Here is a 24,943-nt window from a genome sequence, read left to right as displayed (position 1 = left end):
CTAACAACTGTATTCAGCATAGTCGTGGCCTACAAAAACAAAAGCGCCGCTGCACAGGCAGCGGCACTCAACAGGCTAAGTCAGGTGGTTAAACCGTAAAGGCAGCCTCCTGCTGGCCAGTTTTAAGGTCACCGGAGCGCACCAGTTCATCAGTCACGCGGTCAATGGCGCGTTTGGCGCGGCCAATCATTTCGTCTACTTCACCGCGGTTAATGGTCAGCGGTGGTGCAAAGCCGAGAATATCGCCTTGGGGCATAGCGCGGGCAATCAGGTTTTCTTCCATTGCGGCTGCCGCAACACGCGGGCCGACTTTCAGCGCTGGGTCGAAGTGCAGGCGCTGCTTGGCGTCTGGCGAGAACTCCAGCGCCGCCATCAGGCCTACACCGCGCACGTCGCCCAATAGCGGATGACCTTCAAAGTTAGCTTTTAGCTGCTGCTGGAAGTAAGCACCGGTTTCTGACGCGTTACCCACCAAGTTTTCACGCTCGATGATATCCAGGTTAGCGAGCCCTGCCGCACAGCCCAGCGCGTGGCCCGAGTAAGTCCAGCCGTGGCCAATGGGGCCGTATTCGCCGGTGCCTTGCTCAAGCACTTGCCAGACTTTCTCACCAACGATAACGCCGGAAAGTGGTTGGTAGGCGCTGGTGAGGCCTTTGGCGATGGTGACCAGATCAGGCTTCATGTTGTAGTGATGGCTGCCGAAATCAGAACCGGTACGGCCAAAGCCACACACCACTTCATCGGCAATCAGCAGCACGTCATACTTCGCCAGCACGGCTTGGATGGCATCCCAATAGCCTTCCGGCGGCGGTACGATACCACCCGTACCCAGCACCGGCTCACCTATGAAGGCGGCGACGGTATCCGGGCCTTCTTCCAAAATCATCGCTTCGAGTTTCTCGGCGCAATAGGCAGAGAACTCAAGCTCAGTCATGCCGTGCTGTTCAGCGGAGCGCAGGTAGTAGTGCGGCGCTTCGGTATGACGAATGGTATCGATCGGCAGATCGAAGTGGTCGTGGAACGCTTTCAGACCGGTCAGCGAACCAGAGGCGATGCCGGAACCGTGGTAACCACGCATGCGCGAGATGACCTTTTTCTTCTGCGGGCGGCCCAGCACGTTGTTGTAGTAGCGCACGATCTTGAGCTGGGTTTCGTTGGCGTCTGAGCCGGACATACCGTAGTAGACCTTGGACATGTTCATGCCCGCGATCTTCAGAATCCGCTCGGAAAGCTCGATCTGCGGCTCGTTAGAGTGACCCACATAGGTATGGTAGTAAGAGAGTTCGAGCGCCTGCTTATAGATCGCCTCAGCCACCTCGGTGCGACCGTAGCCGATGTTGACACAGTAAAGCCCGGCAAAGCCGTCGATAAATTCACGGCCATCTTTATCCACGATGTTGATGCCTTTACCGCCGGTAATCACGCGGCCCGGCGCATCGCCGTGGGCGAAATCGCGCAGGTGGGTAGAAGCGTGAAAAGTGACTTTGCGGTCACGTTCGATCAGATCCTGATGCAAGCTCATAGCGTTCTCTCTATACGGTAAACCTCCCCGTATTGCGGGGAGGGTGTTTTAAAATTATTTTCAACTTAGCGACTAGCTGCCAGAGACTGAACCCAGCGCACCTAGGCAGTAATACTTCGTTTCCAGGTATTCATCGATACCCGTGGCGCCACCTTCACGACCAAGGCCGGACTGCTTCACGCCGCCGAAGGGCACCGGCGGGCCGGTCATCTTCACCGAGTTGACGCTGACCATGCCGTACTCCAGGGCGCGCATTAGCTTCCAGATGCGGCGAATATCGTGGGTGTAGATGTACGCAGCCAGGCCATACTCGGTGTCGTTGGCCATTTCGATCACTTCATCATCGGTGCTGTAAGCGGTAATCCCGGCTACCGGAGCGAAGTTCTCTTCCCGCCATACCTTCATTTTTGGCGTCACGCCGGTCAGCATCACCGGCATAAAGAAGTTTTCACCCGGTGCCTGGCTTTGGTCACCACCAATCATCTTGGCGCCTTTGGAAATGGCGTCATCGACAATCGCCGCCGCTTTTTCCACCGCCTGACGGTGAATCAGCGGGCCCAGGTCAATTTCACCCTGAAGGCCATTCCCCACGGTGAGTGCCGCCATGCGCTCGGCGAACTGCTCGACGAACTCATCATGAATGGATTCGTGTACCAGAATGCGGTTGGCGGCCAGGCAGTCCTGCCCGGCGGTTTGGAACTTGGCATCGACTGCTGCGTAGGCGGCCTGCTTCGGGTCCATATCCGGCCCAACGATAAACGGCGCGTTGCCACCCAGCTCCAGAGAGAGTCTCTTGACGGTGTTGGCGCTCTGTTCGATCAGCAGACGGCCCACGCGGGTGGAGCCGGTGAAGGAGAGCGCACGAATACGCGACTCGCCGCAAAGAATTTGTGAGACTTCCGCCGGGTCGCCCAGCACGACGTTGAAAATCCCTGCCGGAATCCCTGCCCGCTCGGCAAGCTCCGCCAGCGCCAGCGCCGAGAATGGCGTTTCGTTGGCAGGCTTCACAATCACCGGGCAACCCGCTGCCAGCGCCGCAGCGGCTTTACGGGTAATCATCGCCAATGGAAAATTCCACGGCGTAATCATCGCGGCAATGCCGACTGGCTCTTTAATGGTACCGAGCGATGCATTCGGGATATGGCTGGGAATAGTTTCGCCGTAGGTACGCTTGCCCTCTTCCGCGAACCAGCGCACGAAGCTGGCACCGTACTCGACTTCGCCGCGAGCATCGGGCAGCGGCTTGCCCTGCTCCAGCGTCATGATGGTGGCGAGGTCTTCACGGTTGGCTTGAATCAGGTCGTACCAGGCCAGCAACCGCTCGCAGCGCTCATCGGCGCGCAGCGCCCGCCAGTGTACAAAAGCCGCTTCTGCAGCATCCACGGCGGCAGTGATCTGCTCGGCTTCCAGCAACGGGATATGGCCAATGGCTTCATTGGTGGCGGGGTCATACACCGCTTCTTCGCGACCGCCTTCCCCATGGGTCCATTTACCGTTCACGTAGGCGTACTGCCGGAACAGACGCGGATCTTCCAGGCGCTTGGCAAGCGTGGTCGATAGTGTGGTCATGGAAACCTCTCTCAAATGCAGTCTGGCTTGCAGAAACTGTGTGGCATTACCAGCAAGCGCTCATTAGCCTTGCCGTCGAATGCACATAGGTTAACGGAGAGGCGCCACGAAGTGTTTTTGAAAACCGAGGCTTATCACGCGACTTTTTTTGTCAGCGGACGTTTGGCAGTGGATTTTTTTTGTTGTCCTGGCAATAAGCTTTGGTGGGCTAGCCAGAATGCTGAACGAAGTGATTTAAAACACATCGTCGGTATCGATGCCGATAGGAACCCGCTTAACGGTTTTGGTCACGATATAGGTGAAGTAGCGCTCGATACCGGCTTCGGACACCAGCCACTTATCCATCAGGCGCTGGTAGCTATCAATGGTGCGCGCTTCAAACTTCACCAAATAATCCACGCCGCCCCCTACCGCCACGCACTCGGTGACCTCAGGGGTCTGCATCACTAAGGCCTCAAAACGGGAGAAGCTTTCGGCATTGTGCTGTTTGAGTTCAATCTGCACCCAGACAGGGTTGCGGGGCACCAGCACGTCCGCATTGATACGGGCGGTGTACCCTTCGATAACCCCCGCTTTTTCCAGCCGTTTTACCCGCTCCCAGCAGGGGCTGACCGAGAGGTTGATCGCCTCGGCCAGTTTCGACTTGGTTATACGCCCATCACGGGAGAGGATATCGAGAATTTTCAGATCGTAGCGGTCAAGTTTCATCATGCCGGGGGCTACGCCTCCAGGCGTTCAACAACATCGGCAATCACCGCCAGGGTGTCCCCCATATTGATGAGCGAGGGCGCGCGGCGAGCCATCAAAATACCGTCGCGCTCCGCTTTATAGGCGACCGGGTCGGTGCCGCTGCGGGTCATGTCGTACACGTAGGCGATGGTTTGGCCCTTTTTGACTTCGTCGCCCAGCGCTACTAATAGCTCTAACACGCCGGAGTGGTGGCTCTGCACGTAGCAGCTGGCGTCGGGCATATCGAGATAGATTTGCCCGCCTGCGGGCATTTCCACTTCGCCTTCTACCAGGCCATAGTGAATCAGGAAATTGCGTACGCCGCGCTCGGCAATGGCAATGCTTTGTGGGGTGGAAGTGCCCCCGCCGCCGAGCTCGGTGGCCACAAATACTTTGCCCTGGCGCTCGCAGGCGGTATCGAAGAGTTTTTCTGCATCCAATTCAAACATCACCATGGCGTAGGGGGCGCCGAACGCTTTGGCGCCTTCCAGAGCGGACTGCTGCTGCGCTTTGCTATCCAGTACGTGAGACGCACCAAACGGCAGAATATCCAGCGTACGGCCGCCAGAGTGTAGATCAAGTACCACATCACTCATCGGCACCAGCACACGGGTAAAGTAGTCGGCAATCTGCGGCGTGACGCTGCCGTTAGGGTCGCCGGGAAAGCTGCGATTGAGGTTGCCCTTATCCATCGGCGAGGTGCGCTTGCCCGCCATAACGGCTGGCGTGTTCATGCACGGCACGATAATCACCCGCCCTGTTACGTCTTCCGCTTTAAGCATTGAAGAGAGCTTCAGCAGCGAGGTAATGCCTTCGTACTCATCGCCGTGGTTGCCGCCGGTCAATAGTGCCGTGGGGCCGTCGCCGTTTTTAACCACGGTCACCGGAATCATCACCGCGCCCCAGGCAGATTCGTCAGTGGAGATGGGCAGTTTTAAAAAGCCGTGCTGCACGCCATCGGCATCAAAATCGACGGTGGCGGAAATGGGGCTTGGCCGCAATTGGTTCGCTTGATCGGTCATTGGTATATTCCTTTTTTTACAAACCACTACTTAACAAACAGCTGACGCGGAAAATTGGCCAGGGTTTCGCAGCCGTCTTCGGTAATCAAGATGCTTTCGGTAATTTCCAAGCCCCAGTTTTCTTCCCAGAGCCCCGGCATAAAGTGGAACGTCATGCCCGGTTCCAGAATAGTGTCATCCGAGGGGCGCAGACTCATGGTGCGCTCGCCCCAGTCTGGGGGGTAAGAAAGCCCGATGGAATAGCCACAGCGGGCGCCGCCACGGTCAAAGCCATATTTATCCATCGCTGCGCCCAGCGCCATGGCGATGTCTGCTGTGCGATTACCGGGCTTAGCGACCGCTAAGCCATTTTCAATGCCTTCCAACAGGGCCGATTCCGCGCGGATAAAATCGACCGGAGGCGTACCCAAATACACCGTGCGCGACATCGGCGCATGGTAGCGCTTAAACACCCCGGCAATTTCAAAGAAAGTGCCCTCGCCTTTGCGAAACGGTGTGTCGTCCCAGGTCAGGTGCGGTGCGGCGGCGTCTTTACCGGTGGGCAACATGGGCACAATGGCGGGATAGTCACCGCCAAATACTTTGCCGTTCTCATCCACAAAGCCTTCAATGCCAACGCGGTAAATCTCTGACACCAACTTGCTCTTTGGCAAGCCTGGCTCAATTACTTCCAGAATACGCGTATGCATGCCTTCCACTATTTTGGCGGCAATGCGCATATAGGCCACTTCTTGCGGCGATTTGATCGCCCGGCACCAGTTCACCAGGGCGTTGGCATCCATAAAACGCGCATGGGGCAGCTCGCGCAGAAGGCTTAGATAGGCCTTGGCGGAAAAGTAGTAGTTATCCATCTCCATACCCACGACACCTAAGTGCCAGCCGCGATCGGGCATGATCGACTGCGCCAGATACTCCATTGGGTGCATATCCGGATTTTGCACATAGTAATCCGGGTAGTAGGTAATGTTATCGGGATCAATCCAGCAGGTGCGCAGAGCACCGTTGGCATCCATGCGCCGCCCGAACCATACCGGCTCGCCTTCGAGGCCCACCAGGACACACTGATGCACATAAAACGACCAACCGTCGTAACCGGTTAGCCAAGCCATATTGGAAGGGTCACTGACGATTAATACGTCAATGCCACGACTGGCCATTTCAGCACGCACTTTCCACAGGCGGTTAGCATACTCTTCGCGCGTGAAAGGTAGGGAAACCTGAGTCATCGGGCAACTCGCCATTAAGGATCACCAAGAACCAACGTGCTGCCTACTGTACTGTTAGGCACACAACGCTGGGCCACAGGATCGACCTGGCCACCACCGATCAGGCGTCGGGGTTGCATCTGCTGCGGTTGCAGCAGGCCCGCCAATGTCGTCTTAAGGCGATACTAGCACCGACCCTTGGTTAGCGGTCAAAGGCTTTATGACAAAAAGTGTATAGAGCATCATTATTTAGGCTGAGCGAGCTTGCAACAGCCCCCATCGCTCACCATGATAACGGCAGTGAAGGCACTTTTAACAAGAGGAGGCGAGATGAAAATTATTGTCCATATTGACGAAGCTACACAATGGCAGGAGGCGCTTTCACAGGCACTGCCCCAGGCAACCGTGCTGACTAGCGAAGCACCCGCAGAAGAGCGCCAACAGGCTGACTACCTCGCCATTTGGAAAGCGCCTGCACATTTACTGCAAGAGCAGACTCAGTTAAAAGGCATTATCAACTTAGGCGCCGGGGTGGATTATCTCCTGAAAACGCCAGGGCTGCCTAGTGATGTACCGATTGTGAAGTTACGCGATGCCGGCATGGGCGAGTTAATGGCCGATTACGCCCTGTATGGCGTACTGCATTTTTACCGCAGCATGGACCGTTACCGGGAACAACAGCAAAACGCCACCTGGCAACCACAGGCCGTGGTAGAGAAATCGCAGTGGTCGGTGGGTGTGCTAGGCCTGGGGGCTATTGGTGGTTTTGTGGCCAGCGCTTTACAGCAAGCTGGTTTTCAGGTGCTGGGCTGGAGCCGCTCGCCCAAACAGATTAGCGGCGTACACTGTTTTCACGGCGATGGCGGGTTAACCGAACTGTTAGGCCAAGTGCAAAGCTTAATCACTATTTTGCCTGACACAGAAGCGACCAAACACATTCTCAACGCCGAGCGGCTGGCCCAATTACCCAAAGGCGCCAGCGTGATCAACCCAGGCCGGGGTAGCTTGATTGATGAACAGGCATTGCTGGACGCGCTGGGCAACGCTGAACAGCCGGGCCATTTGCGAGGGGCACTACTGGATGTCTTTCAGAAAGAGCCGCTGCCAACAAACAGTCCGCTATGGCAGCATCCCAATGTGATCGTAACGCCGCATATGGCAGCCCCTACGCCGCTGAATGATGCCATCGACCAAGTAATTTCCTACTTACATGCCTTTGAATCGGGTGAAAAACTATCCACCGTCAACCCGGACGCAGGCTACTGACGACCTCCTCCACCGCGGTTATACTAGCGCGCTGGGAACCAAGCGCTGGCTAAAGGCTCTTAGGATGACACTATTTTTGGAGGAACGGCCTTGGCCAATGTTTTCGCACGAAAACCTAACCGTACGCTTGCGGGGATAGGGTTGAGTCTTGCCGCCTTCTGGTTAAGCGGCATGACGTTAGCAGCAGATACACTCAAAGACCCACGCCCCTTTGAGGCCCAATACCGACTTGAAGTGCGCGGCTGGCCAGGGGCCACCATCACCCACCGGCTCACTAACGAAGGTAACCACTGGTTAAGCGACATGCGTTTTTCCATTACCGTGGCACGCGGCCAGGAATTCAGCCGTTTTGCTGTCAACGGCGATGAGACCCAGGCACTGCTTTTTAATAGCAGCTACTCAGTGTTAGGCATCGGTGATAGCTACAAATTGAACGAGAACGATATTCCCAGCCTAGATCGGCAAACGGCGCTGTTTGATTTATCGCGCCGGGCGGGGCACGAAAACTGCACTGAAAGTTCCCCCTGCGAGATTGAGTTCGTCGATCAAAAAGGCCGGGACGAACACTTCCAATACTATGTTAATGACACGGTTAACAACACGAATGCCAACGCACCTGAAACCATTCACGTGCCTGCCGGTGAGTTTGAAGCGCTGCAGGTGTCGTTGATTGATATTGAGAAGCCTGATCGCCTGCTACAACTCCACTTTCATCCCGACTGGCCCGGCTTGATTCTGTCTGCGGTGTACCAAAAAGAGGGCAACCGCGAAACGCAGCTGACGTTAACCAACTTCAACCCAGGCGGGGGCATGACGCCCTAAATGTTTTCAGGCTTATTGATTGTTTTGTTACCACTGGTTCTTGGCTACTTGGTACCGGTGCATTCCACCCGCATTCAGCAGTTAATAAACCGAGCCGTTAGCGGCTCGGTTTATTTGATTTTACTGTTCATGGGCATCAGTTTGGCGGGGCTAGAAAACCTGGCCAGCCAATTTTCACGCTTAGGTGGCAACGCCCTACTGCTATTTAGCATTACCACCGCCTTTAACTTAGCAGCTCTTTGGTGGTTATCATGCCGTTTGCCCCTTAAGGCAGGCAACTCGCCGGTGGTAAAGAATGCACCTACCAGTAAATTGGCCGCCATGCAGGGCTCACTGTTGCTCGTTGCTGTGGTGACAGGCGGCGTTATCGCCGGCCTGTTGTTAGGGCCTCTTGTAGGCGAAGGGCTTTTCAGCACCGCCGATTTACTCGCCGAATGGGTGCTTTACCTACTATTGGCACTGATTGGCTGCCAACTGCGCAATTCAGGCATGCCTCTTAGACAAATCCTGCTTAACCGTATGGGGCTGGCAATTGCAGTTACCCTAGCAATCAGCTCATTACTGGCAGGCCTGGTTGCCGCCCCGCTGCTTTCACTTAGCTGGAACGAAGGATTGGCGATGGCATCAGGCTTCGGCTGGTATTCGCTGTCCGCTATCTTGATTGGTGATCAGCTAGGCCCGCTGATGGGTGGCGTGGCGTTTTTCAACGACCTCACCCGCGAGCTACTGGCGTTTATCCTGATTCCGTTGGTGATCCATCGCCATACCGCACTGGCGATTGGCTACGGCGGGGCGACCTCCATGGATTTCACCTTGCCCGTCATTCAGCAACATGGCGGCGTGGCCTGCGTCCCTATCGCCGTGGTCAGCGGGTTTATTCTTTCACTGCTATCCCCCCCGCTGATCCTGTTTTTTCTTTCGCTATCGGCTTAAATGCTGAGAGGCCATGCTTTTTTTCGCAATGGCCCTCGCCCCTGCCCTAAGCGATTAATAAGCAAGCCAAAGTTATCATTTACTTTTGTTAAAAAGACAGCCCAGCTCACTAAAGGCAAAGGGGAATTCAATAAATAAAAATAGAAAAAATCTCTTATCTTTTATTAAATTTTAAACACAACCCTTTAAAGCCAAAGCATTTAACGAACTTAACCGCTCTTCCATTGCGCCTCTTTAGCTCTTCCAATACTTATTTAACACGCATATTGATGTAGGTTATGGTCGCCCCCCATTTAGCTAACCTATGATTTCTCAACTATAGTTTTTAAGTAGCGCCTGTTCTTAAGTAGCGACTTCCGATGCAACGCCTAGAGGCATGGTAGCCGAGGGTGAGGAAAGGAAGTCATTAGGGAGTACCTGAATCCGTGAGACCGGCCCCCGGAAGCACTTCTAACCCACTGACCTGCATGGCAATATAGCCATTATCGCCATTCACCCAGACAGTGCCATGCCCAACATAAAGTTCCGCGCCAGTTGCCGCACCCTCACTAGCCACGCCGGGCTGTCCATCATCGGGCAGTGCTTCGAGATCGCTGGCGTCGACAGCATCGACAGCCGCTTCCCCACCACGCTGGGCATGCGCACCAGTGACGTGATCAAGAGCTACCTGGGCCTGCTGTGTCTGGGCATGAGCGACTATGACGCTGTCGAGAACTTCCGCCGCGACAAGCCCTTCCAACAACTGCTGACCCTGCAGAAGGTGCCGAGCGCGGCGACGCTGCGACAGCGGCTGGAGAAACTTGCCGCCAACGACCTGCAGGCGCGCACCGCCACCTGGTCCACGACCCTGCTGTCACTGATCGAAGCACCGATCACCGCCGAGACGACGCACGTCTGCCTGGACATCGACACCTTCGTCATGGACAACAGCAACTCGAAGAAGGAAGGCGTCTCGCGGACCTACCAGAAGGTCGATGGCTACACCCCGATCGCCGCCTATCTGGGCAACGAAGGGTGGTGCCTGGGTCTGGAACTGCGGCCTGGCAAGCAGCACACCATGAAGGAGAGCAACGCCTTCCTGGAGCGGGTACTGCCTCGCGCCCAATGCCTGACCAAGCAACCGATCCTGTTACGCGAGGACAGCGGCTTCGACAGCCAGGCGCACCTGGCGCTTCTCGAACAGCAACGCCAGGTCTTTGCCGACGAGGGGCGCCGGCTCGACTATGTCGTCAAATGGAACCCGCGCGGCTCGGCCACGGCTGATCGAGATACCTGGCTGGCGGTGGCGGCGGACTACTGGGAAGAGCTGCGTCCTGGCAAGCGCCAGGCGCTGTGGCCGCAGACCGTCTCGATCCACGACGACAACAAGACCGAATACGTCGTCCAACGCGTGATGCGCCTGGTAGAGCGCACCGCCGATCGCGATGGCCAGTTGCTGCTCGAACCGGACTATGAGTTGGAAGGCTGGTGGACCAGCCTGGACGAGGCGCCGGAGGCGGTGATCAAGCGCTACCAGGCGCATGCCACCCATGAGCAGTTTCACAGCGAGATCAAGACCGATCTCGACCTGGAGCGGCTGCCGTCGGGCAAGTTCGCCACCAACGATCTGATCCTGCACCTCGCCCAGCTGGCCTACAACATCCTGCGGCTGATGGGGCAGCTGGGCATGACCGGCGAGCTGAGCCCGGTTCGCCACCCGGCCAAGCGGCGCCGGCTGCGCACCGTGCTACAAGAGTTGGTGCACCGTGCGGCTCTCGTGATTCACAAGGCACGGCAGATCATCCTCGACTTCGGGCAGGACATCGGACGCATGACGGTATTGAACACCTTGCGAAGCCGCCTGCGCTATCCCCGAGGCACGCCATGCTGATCGTCAATCGGCGACACTCTATCCACAAGCAGTTCCAAGCGACACGCGATCGCCAGATATGTCGTGCCTGGCGGGTGGAAAGGCATGACAAAACGGGCCGTCAGCACCGATCAGCACGGTGGGTTTTGGCAATAACGGGCTTGCGAAAGCCAACTTGCACGGGGCGAATGATCAAAAATGCTCGCTGGCGGTGATAGGGAAAGTGTCGGCGCCGGCTTCACGGATTCAGGGAGTAGTGAACTAGGTAGTCAAATACTAGATACCTAAATATTAAATACCTAAATACTGTCTGACTTAAGGCGATCTAGTTAAAAGCTATCAGTTAAACAGTATTGACCATGGTAATCCAGGGAGGTAGAGCATGGGCGATGTGGCTTTGAGTGAGGTTGCTAACGTTAAAAGCATGTCGGACGAGAGCATGGTAGAAAATGACGAAAAAGAGGGGCCTAGACTGAAGGATGCTCCTTTCACCGATAACCAAGTAATCCCCCGGCACCATTTAAATCAAACTGTTACCGATCGCCGTTACGACATTATTGATCGACGCCATAACGATAAACTCGACTCTCCACAACGCATTCTATTTGTTACCACTGAAATTACCGATTTTGTTAAGGTCGGCGGTCTGGGCGACGTCTCTTCAGCGCTTCCCCGCGCACTGGCAGCGCATCACGATGTACGGGTATTAATCCCCGCTTATCGGGAAATGGTTCAGTCCGATTATGACATCGTGACGGTTGGCCATTTGCCCGCTTTTGCGGGATTGCCAGCCTGTGATATTGGCCAGCTAACCTGCCGCGATGGGCTGATCGTTTACGTGCTGCTCTGCCCAGAGCTTTATGAGCGTGAAGGCACTCCCTATGGCACCGGCTCAAGCGGTTATGGCGATGGTCAGGATATAGGCTGGAACGATAACGATATTCGCTTTGCTAGGCTGTCACGGGCGGCGGCTGATATCGCCCTGGGCAAAGCGAATTTGGATTGGCAGCCCCAACTACTACATCTCAATGACTGGGCGTGCGGATTGGCGCCCGCCTACGTGCATTGGCAAGGGCACTCAATTCCAACCATTTTCACCATCCACAACTTGGCTTACCAAGGCGTATTTGATGCCTCGCGCCTAGCGTTACTTGGCATTCCCTACGACGCATTTAACATTCATGGCGTCGAATATTATGGCGACCTTTCCTTCATGAAAGCGGGAATTGTCTATGCCTCGCAAGTAACCACCGTCAGCGCCACCTACGCCCAAGAGATCACCACCCCTAAATTCGGATGTGGGCTGGACGGGCTGCTTCGCTGCAAAGCCGAACAGGGTCGCTTGAGCGGTATTCCCAATGGTATTGACGACTCCTGGGACCCACGTACCGATAGCCATTTGATTCAGGCTTTCTCTTCTAATGATTGGCGCGGCAAACGGGCCAATGCGGATTATGTGCGCCGCCATTTTGGACTCACCCCCAGCCAGGGCCCGTTATTTGCCGTGATCTCACGCATGGTGCATCAGAAAGGGCTTGATCTGACCATCGAGGCCGCGAAGGCCATTGTCCATGCGGGCGGCCAAATCGTTTTTATGGGCTGCGGAGAACATCACGTCGAGGAAGCCCTGCGTAAGCTGGCCATTCGTTTTCCTGGTGCCATTACAGCCTATATCGGTTTCGATGAGTATCAGGCTCGCTGCCTTTTCGCGGGGAGTGATTTCCTGCTAATGCCTTCACGCTTCGAGCCCTGCGGGCTGAGCCAGATGTATGCCCAGCGTTTTGGGTCACTGCCGATCGCTCACCGCACTGGCGGCCTGGCCGATACCATCGAAGACGGCGTGACCGGTTTTCTGTTCGATGACATGCAGTTCGGCAGCTATATGCATGCCATTCAGCGTGCCTTCGCAGTCTACAAGTCGACCGACCTGTTCAATGCCATGCGGGGGGCGGCGATGACAGGACGCTACCACTGGAAACAGTCAATTGTTCCCTATAGCAAGCTGTACCTGCAGGCCCTTGAACAGGCAGGTAACGAGGCGGCACTGGCCCAATGATGGAGGTGACAAGCGATGTTTGAAAGGCCTCAGCTCCAGACCACCAGATTGAAGAAAAACAAGCTACATACGAGCCGTTTTCACCCCACCTTTGGCGCTCAGGTTTTGGGCGAGGGACGGACTCGTTTTGTGCTGTGGGCGCAGGGCGCTCACCGGGTCGATGTAGAGGTCGAGGGCCTGCCCAGTGTCACCATGGATCAGGCCGATGACGGCCGCGTAACGGCCGAAGTGGCCTGTGAGCACGGTGCTCGCTACCGCTACCGAGTGTTCGATAAGGACGACGAGCAGGGCAGCCTAGTGCCCGACCCCGCCGCCCGTGCTCAGGCCGGTGATATCGACGGCCCCAGTGTGGTGATCGACCCCAATAACTACCAGTGGAAAAACGCCGATTGGCAGGGGCGCCCGTGGCACGAAACCGTGCTTTACGAACTGCATGTCGGCACCCTGGGTGGCTTTAAAGGCGTGCGCCAACACCTGCCCTACCTGGCCGAACTAGGGGTCAATGCCATTGAGTTGATGCCGGTCTCGGAATTTCCCGGTGCGCGTAACTGGGGCTACGACGGCGTACTGCCCTACGCGGTGGAAGCCTCCTACGGCAGCCCTGATGACATGAAAGCACTGATCGACGAGGCTCACTCCTACGGCCTGATGGTGTTTCTTGATGTGGTCTACAACCACTTCGGCCCCGACGGTAACTATTTGGCCAACTACGCTGGCGCCTTCTTCCGTGAGGATTTGGTCACACCCTGGGGGCCTTCCATCGACTTCCGCCAACCGATGGTACGTCGTTACTTCATCGATAACGCCTTGATGTGGTTGGAGGAGTATCACCTGGATGGCTTGCGTTTCGATGCTGTCCACGCCATTAGCGAGCAGGACTTCCTGGTCGAGTTGGCCGGCACAATACGCACCCAAATGGCTCCCGAGCGGCATATTCATCTGGTGCTAGAGAACGAAGGCAATACCGCCAGCCTGCTCAACCAACAGCAGTTTACCGCTCAATGGAATGACGACTGGCACAACGTGATGCATGTCTTGCTGACCGGCGAGCAGGAAGGCTATTACAGCGATTTTGTCGATAACGCTACGCCTAGGTTGGCCCGCTGCCTCAGTGAAGGCTTTATATTTCAGGGCCATACATCGCGTCATGGACATTCCCGCGGAGAGCCCAGCGCCCATCTGCCGCCAACAGCCTTCGTCGCGTTTCTCCAGAACCATGATCAGACCGGTAACCGCGCCCTTGGCGAACGATTGAGCATGCTCGCCGATGCCGATTCACTGGCAGCCGCTGAGGTTTTACTGCTGCTGTCACCCATGATTCCACTACTGTTCATGGGCGAAGAGTGGGGTTCCACCCGACCCTTTCTATTCTTCACTGAACATAATGAGGAGCTCGCCCAAGCGGTTCGCGAAGGGCGGCGGGCAGAGTTTGCCGACTTTAGCGCTTTTTTTGACGAGAAGAGCCGCGAACGCATACCCGACCCTAATGCGCTGACCACCTTCGAAGCCTCCATCCCCGACTTCGCCGCGAGGGAAACATCTCCCTTTGCCGCCTGTTTGCACCGCTATCGCACGCTATTAGCGCTGCGTCACCAGCATATTGTGCCGCGCCTGCCTGGCGCAGAAGCACTGGGGGCAAAAGTGCTCGGCGACAAGGCCGTACTGGCCCGCTGGCGAATGAGTGACGACACCCAACTGGTAATAGCACTCAATCTTGGGCAGCAGGCGGCAGCCACGCCGGGGTTGGGAGTAGGTCAACTGCTTTATGAAACTACCGAAGGCGCCGCAAAGGCCACCGAGAGCGGCCGGATGCCACCCCGTGCCGCGGCTGCCTGGTTGCGCCACACCCCCGGTGACGAGGAGGTCAGTGCATGAAAGCGTCGTTGAGGGAACTCGCCGAAGCGGCCGGTTTACTACTTGAGTGGGAAAATAGCGACGGCGAGCACTGCCAATTGTCTGAGCAGGCTCAGCGTAACCTACTGGAAGCACTCGGCTATTCAACGTCGAGTAAGTCTGCCATGAAGGAAGGCTTGCAACGCCTGAAACGCCTGCATGCGCCGCGAAGCCCTGCAGAATGGCCACCGCTGCTTACCGCCGACTGTGACACGCCGATACCGCTACCCTCGCCGTTGCCTCCCGGCACCGCGTTTACATTGCAGCTTGAGCAAGGCGGTTCTAAACAAGGTTACCTTGACGATGGCGGTACGGTGCCCAGCATTACCGAGATCGGCTATCACCAGTTGCAGGTAGCCGATACCGAACTGACCCTGGCCGTTGCGCCACACCAGTGTTACTCACTGAGTGACGCCAGCGGTGAGATTACACCACGACTATGGGGCTTGGCAGCGCAGCTTTACGCATTGCGGCGTCCCGGGGACGGCGGCATCGGCGACACCTTGGCACTGGAACAGTGCGTTTTGCATGCCGCCGAGCAAGGCGCGGATGCCCTGGCAATTAGCCCGACCCATGCCATGTTTAGCGCCGACCCTGAGCGCTACAGCCCCTACTCCCCCTCCACCCGCCTACTCTATAACGTGCTTTACAGCGCTGCAGAAACCCTGCTGGGCGACGCCAGTGTTCATGACGCCCAGGCACGTAATGGGCTGCATGCTGAGCTGCGCCGCCTGGAAGCCGATGACTACCTCGATTGGCCCGAGGCAGCACGCGCCAAGCTCTCCTGGCTGCGTTATCTCTACGATGACTTCATGGCGCGTGAAGATGATGAAGCCCAAACCCTCCACCGGGAAATGCAGGCATTTCGCCGTGCGGGTGGCGCCTTGCTGGAAGATCATTGCCGCTTCGAAGCCCTGCAAAGAGAACTCGGCCCCGGCGACTGGCGAGAGTGGCCCGAAGAACTACGCGACCCAGCCAGCCCTAAGCTTGCTCACTTCGCCGAAACCCGTGCCGATGAAATCGGTTTTCATGCTTTCTTGCAGTGGATAACCGCCGATGGACTGTCCCGTGCTCAGCGAGTCGCCCGTGAGAGCGGTATGGCGATTGGCTTGATCGCAGATCTGGCGGTGGGGGCGGATGCCGGTGGCAGCCAAACCTGGAGCCGCCCAACGGATATGCTGGAAGGCGTCTCAATTGGCGCCCCACCCGACCTGTTTAATGCCCATGGTCAAAACTGGGGCCTCGCCGCCTTTTCGCCCGACGGTCTGAAGCGTTCAGGCTTTCGAAGTTTCATTGACATGCTGCGCAGTGCCTTTGCCCATGCTGGCGGGGTGCGCATCGATCATATCCTCGGCTTGTTGCGACTATGGCTCATTCCCCGTGGCGCACCGCCCACTGAAGGCGGTTATCTCCGCTACCCGCTAGACGACATGCTCCGCCTGGTGGCGCTGGAGTCGTGGCGACACCGCGGCATCGTGATTGGTGAAGACCTGGGCACCGTCGCCCCCGGCTTTCGCGAACGCCTTACCGCCCGCGGCATATTGGGCATGCAGGTGCTGTGGTTCGAGCAGGACGAGGCGCATCACTACCTTACCGCCAGCGATTGGAACCCCAATGCCATGGCCACCTCTTCAACCCATGACCTGCCCACCGTGGCGGGCTGGTGGGCGGGGCGCGATATTGAATGGCGCAGCCGCTTGGGGCTGCTCAAGGAAACGCAAAGTGCTGAAAGCGAACGGCTAGCCAGGCGCAAGGAGCGTGCCAAACTCGCCGCGACGCTGGGCTTACTGGGTGTAAAGCCAACGACCGAGACGCTAGAAGCGGCCGATATACCCGCCTCGCAGGTACTTGATGCGTGTGCGCGTCACTTAGCCGCCACGCCCGCGCCGTTACTCTTGCTCCCGGTTGAAGACGCCTTAGGGCTTGAGGAGCAAGCCAACTTACCGAACACGGTGGATGAGCACCCTAATTGGCGTCGGCGCTGGGCATCCGATGCCTATGATTTACTGACATCGGATGAGGTTCGTCAACGGCTCGCGGCGCTGACGCGTGCACGTAAAGACTCCTCCTCTGGCAAACCATCACGATCCGCCCTATCTGGGAAATCGACTCATGAATGAAATCCTCGCGACTGTGCGGTTGCAGTTTCACCGCGACTTTACCTTAGAGGATGCCGAACACTGGGTAGACTATTACGCCAGCCTGGGTATTAGTCATATCTATGCCTCACCGCTACAGGCATCACGTGCCGGTTCGCCCCATGGTTACGATGGCATCGACCCAACACGCATCGACCCTGAGTTAGGCGGCGAGGCGGCGCTGGAGCGCTTAGTGTCGCGGCTTCGCTCGCGCGGCATGGGGCTAATCCTGGATATTGTCCCCAACCACCTAGCGGTGGGGGGCTCCCAAAACCGCTGGTGGCAGGATGTGCTGACCTGGGGGAAAGATAGCCCCTATGCCGACTTCTTCGATATTGACTGGCACGCTGCTGATATTAATAACGCCGCCCCCTCGCTTGCCGGAAAGCTGCTTGTGCCGTTCTTGGGTGATCCTTATGCCGAAACCCTGCATTCGGGTGAATTAGAACTGAGCTACGACGCCGATACGGCGGGCTTCCATGTGGATTATCACGAGCACCGTTTTCCCATCGACCCTCGTCATTACGGCGACATACTACGCTTTGCTGAGCACAACGTGCTGCACGAACAGGCGGCTTTTTTCGATGCCCTGCAGCAACGCGAAGACGCCTATACCGCCGCTGACGAGGCGCGTTATCAACTAAGCAAGGTGATGGAATCCCCCGCTGCCCGGCAGTCGCTCGACGCTGTTCTGCCCCTGTTCGACGGTGCAAATCCCAACGGCGCCATTCGCCTGCATAACTTACTTGAACGCCAGCATTACCGCCTGGCGTGGTGGCGCACCGCTTCTGATGAGATCAACTGGCGGCGTTTCTTCGATGTCACCGAACTGGGTGGACTACGCGTTGAAGTGCCGGAAGTGTTCGAAGCCGTTCATGCCCTGCCGTTACGTTTGGTCGAAGCGGGCTGGGTCGATGGCTTACGGGTCGACCACGTTGATGGGCTTGCCGACCCACGCGGTTATTGCCTAAAGCTTCGCCAGCGCCTGGATGCCTTGCAAGCCAAGCGACCAGCCGATGTGCCTCCCCACGTCGCTCTCTATGTAGAAAAGATTTTGGGTGATGGCGAAACACTACATGACGACTGGGGCGTGGACGGCACCAGCGGTTATGAGTTTATGAACGAGGTCTCAGGCATACAGCACAACCCGGCCAGTGCCGCACCATTGCGAACGCTTTGGCAGGAAATCAGTGGCCGAGACGTTGATTTTTTAGCTGAGGTACGGCTGGCCAGGCGCGAGATACTGACCTCACTACTGGCCAGCGAATTCAATGCCTGTGCCAACGCCCTGCATGCCGTTGCTCGCACCCAGCTGGCCAGCCGTGATATTACCCTGGCGGCCATCAGCCGGGCGCTGGAAGCATTAATCGTTCACTTCCCCATCTATCGCAGCTATGCCGACGAAGCCGGGCGCCCCGAAGCCGATGCCCCCTTCTTCACTCAGGCGATGCGAGGGGCTCGGCAAGCGCTAAATCCACCCGACGCTGCCGTTCTTGAAACCATGGAGCGCTGGCTGGGGGGAGAAGCTCCCCAAGACATCGCTAATGCTGAAGAGCGCCGACTGCGTCAGCGCGCCATAGTGCGTTTCCAGCAGCTCACCTCGCCGGTGGCGGCCAAGGCAGTGGAAGATACCGCGGGATATCGCAGCGCCGTGTTGATCTCGCGAAACGATGTGGGCTTCGATGGCGAGCACTTCAGCCATTCGCCCAGGCACTTTCATGAGGCGAATGCCCGGCGTGCCCGCCAATTCCCTCGCACCATGGTGACCACCGCCACCCACGACCACAAGCGTGGCGAAGATGTTCGCGCTCGATTAGCAGCACTCAGTGAACACGCCACTCACTTTGCGACACACATTGAGCATTGGCGGCGGTTAGCCGCCCCGCTGCGCCGATCGTTGCCCAACGGGGTTGCTCCCTCACCGGGCGATGAACTGATTCTCTATCAGGTTCTTCTAGGGGCTTGGGCGCCAACGCTTGACCCGCTGGACAACGACGAGATGCAAACGTTTACCCAGCGGCTCGCTCAGTGGCAGCAAAAAGCCCTGCGCGAAGCCAAGTTACGCAGCCATTGGCTATGGCCAGATGATACTTATGAGTCAGCTTCTCAAGCGTTCCTTGAAGACTTACTGACCACACCGCCCTTGCGCGATTCCATTGCAGCGGCGGCACGCACTATCGATCTACCAGGCGCCCTCAATGGCCTCGTACAGACGGTACTGCGCTTGACCGTACCCGGCGTGCCTGATCTTTACCAAGGTGGCGAATTCTGGGATTACAGCTTGGTCGATCCTGATAACCGCCGCCCCGTCGACCATGCCGCGCGTCAAGCAGCGCTTGAAGTGGCCCTCACGCCTACAGAGGCACTATTAACGTGGCGGGATGGACGAATAAAGCAAGCGCTCATCGCCCGGTTACTGGCGCTGCGCCATCGTCATCCGCGGCTATTTACCCACGGTGATTATCATCCTATCTCGGCAACCGGTGAGCATGCCGACCACGTGGTGGCATTTACCCGGCGTTACGCTGGCTACCGATTGTTGGTGGTAGTACCGCGGCTGACAACTGCCCTGCTAGGCAACGCCGAGCTACCGCATATTCCCCCGTCACACTGGGGAGATACTTTGCTACAGCCAGATGCTGGTGTTTGGCAGGGGGTGTTGACCGCGTCTTCGCTGGAGATAGGCGACCACGGACTTCCTATTGCCTCCTTGCTGGCGGAACTACCCGTCGGTGTCTACCTGCGCGATGACGACACGGAGAGCAGTGGCGCTTGGGTTACTTCTTAATGACTTCAACACCCTGTCACATCGTAAACGAGCGTCGAAAACGAATTGTGAAATAGGACATAGGATGAGCTGACATGACTGACGAAGAACGCGTACGTCAACTGGCCTACAGCATCTGGGAAGCTGAAGGACGACCCGAAGGCCAACAGCAACGCCATTGGGACAGAGCGTTAAAGATCGTTGCCACTGAGCAAGCAGCCGGTAACGACGCCGATTTGGAAGAAGTCGGTGAGCCTCTGGACGAAACACCTATCTTGGAGGAGGACTTGCCGCTAGAGGATGACGAGGTGGGCATCCAGGAGAACCGTTTACCGCTGGAAGACCCCGACGGCGACCCCGCCTTTGATGAAGCTCCCTTTCGCGACGACACCGTAGTCGGGCAGGACCTGCCGGTGCAGGATCGTGGCCATCCGCCCCAGGCACCCACCGATCCCGACGCTACAGCGAGTTTGATGGAGCCACTGCCTGAGGACTCCGCCAAGGTGGCGCGTACCCGCCGCCCGCGGCGTAGCAGCGACCCGCTGGCCGCTAGTAAAGAGACGAACACAGCTAAGACAGCCAACACACCTAAAAAAGCGGGTAAGGCGGCAACGGCTAAAAAGACAGATGCCAAGACAGCGAAAAAAGCGACGCCAAAGGCGAAGAAAACCAACACGCCTAAGACAAGCGACCCCGAGAGTTAAAAGTACTAGTTAAAAGCTGTTGTTAACAATGTCGTTAAAAACGCTCGTTAAAAAACAGACGTTAAAACGTTAGCTAACTCCCAAGTGCCCGAATGGCCCAAGGATGAATGCAATGAATACAAGCCACGCCTCGCGGGACAGCGATAAGTCCGTTGCCGCCGACGAAACCCCAAGCGTTATGCGGCACGCACGTGTTCACGAAGGGTCATCGTTTCCTTTAGGAGCGACCTGGGATGGCCTAGGCGTTAATTTCGCGTTGTTCTCCGCGAATGCCACCCGAGTTGAACTATGCCTGTTTGATGAAACCGGCGAACAGGAAGTGGCGCGTGTTGAGCTGCCCGAATACACCGACGAAGTTTGGCATGGCTACTTACCCGACGCCCGCCCCGGCCAGCTTTACGGTTACCGTGTGCATGGGCCTTACGCACCCGAGGAAGGCCACCGCTTCAACCCCAATAAACTGCTACTCGACCCTTACGCCAAGCAGATTGTGGGTGACCTGCAATGGGATGAAGCGCTGTTTGGTTACACCATTGGCCATCCCGATGGTGATCTAAGTTTCGATGAGCGGGACAGTGCAGCATTTATGCCCCGCTGCCGCGTGATCGACCCGGCCTTCACCTGGGGGCGCTCACGAGGCGTGCAGCTGCCTTGGGATCACACCATTGTTTATGAGACCCATGTGCGTGGCTACACCATGCGTCATCCGTCGGTGCCGGAAGCGCTGCGCGGTACCTTTGCCGGGCTGATGGTCAACGATGTGGTTGACTACATCCGCTCGCTTGGCGTGTCGTCGGTTGAGTTACTGCCGATCCACGCCTTCGTTGATGATCAGCGTCTGTTAGAGCAAGGGCTGCGCAATTACTGGGGCTACAACACGCTCGGTTTTTTCGCCCCCCATTCGCGCTATATCTCTGGCGACAGCATTAATGAATTTAAGGAATTGGTGGCGCGCTATCATGCCGCCGATCTCGAGGTCATTCTCGACGTGGTTTACAACCACACCGCCGAGGGCAACGAACTAGGCCCCACCCTTTCCCTTAAGGGGATCGACAACGCTTCTTACTACCGGCTGATGCCCGACGAACTGCGCTACTACATCGACGATACCGGCACGGGTAACACCCTTAACCTGAGCCATCAGCGTGTGTTGCAAATGGTCACTGACTCGCTGCGCTACTGGGCCACCGAGATGCGCGTTGATGGTTTCCGCTTTGACTTGGCGACCATTCTTGGCCGCGAACCCCACGGCTTCGATGAGGGCGGCGGTTTTCTCGACTCTTGCCGACAGGATCCCGTTCTAAGCCAGGTCAAGCTAATTGCCGAACCCTGGGACTGCGGCCCCGGCGGCTACCAAGTCGGTGGCTTTCCGCCGGGCTGGGCGGAGTGGAATGACCGCTACCGGGATACGGTGCGCGCTTTCTGGCGCGGCGATGAAGGGCAGTTACCGGAGCTTGCTACCCGGCTAATGGCGTCGGCGGATTTCTTCAAGCGGCGAGGCCGGCGGCCTTTCGCCTCGGTCAACTTCGTGACGGCCCACGATGGCTATACCCTTTTTGATCTGGTGGCCTACAACGATAAGCATAACGAGGCGAACGGCGAGGATAACAAGGATGGCCATGGTCACAATTTATCGTGGAACCATGGCGTGGAGGGCCCTACTGACGATGAGGATATCCAGTCATTACGGCTGCGTCAGATCCGTAACTTCATCGCCACCACGCTGTTCTCACAAGGCACGCCGATGCTGCTGGCGGGCGATGAACTATTGCGCACCCAGCAAGGCAACAATAACGCCTACTGCCAGGATAACGAGATCAGTTGGGTGGATTGGAACTTAGACGGTGACGCCCACGCCATGATCGAGTACCTGCGACGGGTGATCGCACTGCGGTTGCGCTACCCCATCCTGCGTCGAGGTCGCTTCCTTTCCGGTGAGTACAACGAGGAAATGGGGCTCAAGGAAGTGGCATGGCTGGCCCCGGATGGTGCCGAAATGGATGTTGAGCGCTGGGAAGATACCGAGGCGCGCACACTCGGCCTATTACTCGATGGTCGCGCCCAGCCTTCCGGTATACGCCGTGCGGGGGCCGATGTCACCTTGCTGCTAATTTTCAATGCGCACCATGAGGCCGTCGCTTTTCAACTACCGGCCGCACCGAGTGGTAGCGGATGGTTATGCCGCCTCGACACCAGCCAAACCATTGAGGAAGCCCCCTTCCAGCGCGCCTTTGGAGAGGAACACAGGATGGAAGGTCGTTCACTGGCCCTGCTAGAGCTAGTACAGCACGGCGAAGGCGCCGTTACCTAGATATAAGGCGGCGCGGATACCTTCGCTGTCGTTTTCGCGCTGCAAGGAGAAGCATGCGATGAGTTCACCTGTCTATCCCACGTCCGGGGCTCTCCCGGCACAGAGTCAACACCAGGACCATGGCCTAGCGGCCACCCATGCCCCGCGCATTGCCATTGAAGCCGTCACCCCTTCCCTGGATCAAGGGCGCTTTGCGACCAAGTCCATCGTTAACGAAACGGTAGTGGTGAAAGCCACCATCTTCGCGGACGGTCACGATGTGCTGGCAGCGGCTATCTGCTGGCATGACGATGAGGGGCAGCAACAGCGCGCGCCCATGAGCCAGATCGAGCCCCTCGGCCTGGATGTATGGGAAGGGAGTTTCACGCCTCTCCGGGTGGGCCGCCATGGTTTTATTATTGAAGCCTGGTGGGATGTGTATGCCACTTATCACTACGAACTCGCCAAGAAACACCAGGCGGGGGTTCCCATCGGGCTCGAACTGGAAGAAGGCAGACAACTGGTGGAACAAGCCGCCGAGCGTAGCGAGGGAGCGCTGTATAAATCACTGGCTGACCTCCTTGAGCAATTCCGGCTGGCGCAGAATGATGCTGACCGCGTCGCGCTGCTATTAGATGATATAACCACTAGATTGATGCACGAAGCGGATACTCGTCCGCACATAACCAGAAGCGACGCCCTCTATCCGCTCGAAGTCGAACGGCTTAAAGCGCGTTTTGCCAGCTGGTACGAACTGTTCCCCCGCTCGGAAACCGACGATCCCAATCGCCACGGCACGTTCAAGGATGTGCACAGGCGGCTACCGTTAATCCGCGACATGGGCTTTGACGTGCTCTATTTCCCGCCTATCCATCCTGTCGGTCGGGCGTATCGCAAAGGGCCTAACAATAGCCTTGAAGCCGGGCCGAACGACCCAGGCAGCCCTTACGCCATTGGCAGCGAAGAAGGCGGACATGACGCCATCCATCCTGAGCTTGGCACCCGCGAAGACTTCCGCGAGCTGGTCCGTGTCGCGGCCGACCACGGCCTTGAGATAGCGCTCGATTTTGCCATTCAGTGTTCACCGGATCACCCCTGGCTCAAGGAGCACCCCGGCTGGTTCTCCTGGCGGCCCGACGGCTCGATTCGCTATGCCGAGAATCCGCCCAAAAAATATCAGGATATTGTCAACGTCGATTTCTACGCCGAAGAGGCGATTCCCTCGCTGTGGCTTGAACTGCGCAATGTGGTTCAAGGCTGGGTCGATGAAGGGGTAAAGATATTTCGGGTTGATAACCCACACACCAAGCCGCTGCCCTTTTGGGAATGGTTAATTGCCGATCTTCGCCAACGTGACCCCGATGTGATTTTCCTGGCCGAAGCGTTTACCCGCCCGGCCATGATGCTGCGCCTGGGCAAGCTGGGTTTCACACAGAGCTATACCTATTTTACTTGGCGCCATACCAAGGCGGAGCTAACCGAATACTTCACGCAACTCAATGAATCGCCCCTGCGTGACGGCTATCGGCCCAACTTTTTCGTTAACACACCGGATATCAATCCCTATTTTCTGCAATCGTCTGGGCGGGCGGGATTCCTGATTCGCGCGGCGCTGGCCACCATGGGATCAGGATTGTGGGGCATGTACTCCGGCTTTGAACTCTGCGAAGGCGCACCGGTACCCGACAAGGAGGAATACCTCGATTCAGAGAAGTACCAGATTCGCCTGCGCGACTATAGCGCCCCCGGCAACATCATCTATGAGATCGCCCAACTCAACCGCATCCGTCGCGAGAATTCGGCGCTGCATAGCCATCTTGGGCTGACCTTCCATGCGGTACACAACGACCGTTTATTGCTCTTCGCCAAGCGCACCGAACTAAGCGACGAGGCCATCTTGGTCGCCGTCAACCTTGACCCGTTTGAGCCTCAGGAGGGCGCCTTTGAGTTGCCCATGGCGCTATTCGAAGTTCCCGATGAGGCGGCACTGCATGTGGAGGACCTCATGAGTGGCCGTCAATGGACTTGGCATGGCAAATGGCAATCGATGCGCTTAGACCCCAGCGTTATGCCGTTCGCCATTTGGCGACTTCGCCCGGTTCACTAGCTTCCGGTTTATTAGCTACCGGTTTATTAACAACGGTATTGGCTTGGAAGCCGCTAGTTCATGTCAATTGT

The 24,943-nt window shown here is 57.2% G+C and carries 16 protein-coding genes; 11 read left to right on the top strand and 5 right to left on the bottom strand.

What is annotated here, in order from left to right:
• Positions 1-88 precede the first annotated feature (88 nt).
• The 5 genes from KO116_RS05980 to doeA all read right to left on the bottom strand — a co-directional run bounded on the left by KO116_RS05980 (position 89) and on the right by doeA (position 6,068).
• Positions 89-1,522 (bottom strand): aspartate aminotransferase family protein, encoded by a 1,434-nt coding sequence (locus KO116_RS05980; RefSeq protein ID WP_035559062.1) that lies wholly within the window; start codon positions 1,520-1,522, stop codon positions 89-91.
• A gap of 72 nt (positions 1,523-1,594) precedes the next feature.
• Positions 1,595-3,091: an NAD-dependent succinate-semialdehyde dehydrogenase gene (locus tag KO116_RS05975; RefSeq protein WP_035559065.1), complete on the bottom strand. Its 1,497-nt coding sequence runs from the start codon at positions 3,089-3,091 to the stop codon at positions 1,595-1,597.
• A gap of 234 nt (positions 3,092-3,325) precedes the next feature.
• Entirely contained in the window at positions 3,326-3,802 is a 477-nt protein-coding gene (locus tag KO116_RS05970; protein WP_035559069.1) for an Lrp/AsnC family transcriptional regulator, read from the bottom strand.
• 8 nt (positions 3,803-3,810) lie between these two features.
• On the bottom strand, positions 3,811-4,842 hold the full coding sequence (gene doeB / locus KO116_RS05965; protein WP_035559072.1) for a N(2)-acetyl-L-2,4-diaminobutanoate deacetylase DoeB: 1,032 nt from the start codon (positions 4,840-4,842) through the stop codon (positions 3,811-3,813).
• A gap of 26 nt (positions 4,843-4,868) precedes the next feature.
• On the bottom strand, positions 4,869-6,068 hold the full coding sequence (gene doeA / locus KO116_RS05960; RefSeq protein WP_035559075.1) for an ectoine hydrolase DoeA: 1,200 nt from the start codon (positions 6,066-6,068) through the stop codon (positions 4,869-4,871).
• A gap of 309 nt (positions 6,069-6,377) precedes the next feature.
• Between doeA and KO116_RS05955 the strand changes: the two genes are divergently transcribed.
• The 11 genes from KO116_RS05955 (at position 6,378) to KO116_RS05905 (ending at position 24,872) form a co-directional block, all read left to right on the top strand.
• Entirely contained in the window at positions 6,378-7,313 is a 936-nt protein-coding gene (locus tag KO116_RS05955; RefSeq protein ID WP_035559079.1) for a 2-hydroxyacid dehydrogenase, read from the top strand.
• Positions 7,314-7,403: 90 nt separating this feature from the next.
• Complete coding sequence (locus KO116_RS05950) at positions 7,404-8,135, top strand: hypothetical protein (RefSeq protein WP_035559082.1); 732 nt, start codon at positions 7,404-7,406, stop codon at positions 8,133-8,135.
• Positions 8,136-9,068, top strand: a complete 933-nt coding sequence (locus KO116_RS05945; RefSeq protein WP_035559085.1) for a lysine exporter LysO family protein — start codon at positions 8,136-8,138, stop codon at positions 9,066-9,068.
• Between the two features lie 508 nt (positions 9,069-9,576).
• On the top strand, positions 9,577-10,938 hold the full coding sequence (locus KO116_RS05940) for an IS1380 family transposase (RefSeq protein ID WP_045812082.1): 1,362 nt from the start codon (positions 9,577-9,579) through the stop codon (positions 10,936-10,938).
• Positions 10,939-11,299: 361 nt separating this feature from the next.
• Entirely contained in the window at positions 11,300-12,973 is a 1,674-nt protein-coding gene (glgA, locus tag KO116_RS05935; protein WP_035562465.1) for a glycogen synthase GlgA, read from the top strand.
• A 15-nt stretch (positions 12,974-12,988) separates the two neighbouring features.
• Positions 12,989-14,848 carry a malto-oligosyltrehalose trehalohydrolase gene (treZ, locus tag KO116_RS05930; RefSeq protein ID WP_035562461.1) on the top strand — a complete coding sequence of 620 codons (1,860 nt, stop codon included), beginning with the start codon at positions 12,989-12,991 and terminating at the stop codon, positions 14,846-14,848.
• A complete protein-coding gene (malQ, locus tag KO116_RS05925; RefSeq protein ID WP_035562457.1) occupies positions 14,845-16,986 on the top strand; it encodes a 4-alpha-glucanotransferase in 2,142 nt (713 codons plus the stop codon). Before treZ ends, malQ begins: the two co-directional genes overlap by 4 nt.
• Positions 16,979-19,792 (top strand): malto-oligosyltrehalose synthase, encoded by a 2,814-nt coding sequence (treY, locus tag KO116_RS05920; RefSeq protein WP_035562453.1) that lies wholly within the window; start codon positions 16,979-16,981, stop codon positions 19,790-19,792. Before malQ ends, treY begins: the two co-directional genes overlap by 8 nt.
• A gap of 74 nt (positions 19,793-19,866) precedes the next feature.
• The gene (locus KO116_RS05915) at positions 19,867-20,475 is read left to right on the top strand and encodes a DUF2934 domain-containing protein (protein WP_035562450.1); all 609 of its coding nucleotides are present in this window, start codon (positions 19,867-19,869) and stop codon (positions 20,473-20,475) included.
• A gap of 112 nt (positions 20,476-20,587) precedes the next feature.
• On the top strand, positions 20,588-22,786 hold the full coding sequence (gene glgX / locus KO116_RS05910) for a glycogen debranching protein GlgX (RefSeq protein ID WP_082072553.1): 2,199 nt from the start codon (positions 20,588-20,590) through the stop codon (positions 22,784-22,786).
• Between the two features lie 58 nt (positions 22,787-22,844).
• A complete protein-coding gene (locus KO116_RS05905; RefSeq protein ID WP_035562448.1) occupies positions 22,845-24,872 on the top strand; it encodes an alpha-1,4-glucan--maltose-1-phosphate maltosyltransferase in 2,028 nt (675 codons plus the stop codon).
• The last annotated feature ends 71 nt before the right edge of the window (positions 24,873-24,943 follow it).

The organism is Halomonas sp. KO116 (assembly GCF_000734975.2).
GTDB classification, from domain to species: Bacteria; Pseudomonadota; Gammaproteobacteria; order Pseudomonadales; family Halomonadaceae; genus Vreelandella; species Vreelandella glaciei.
This window is presented reverse-complemented; position numbering and strand designations above follow the sequence as displayed.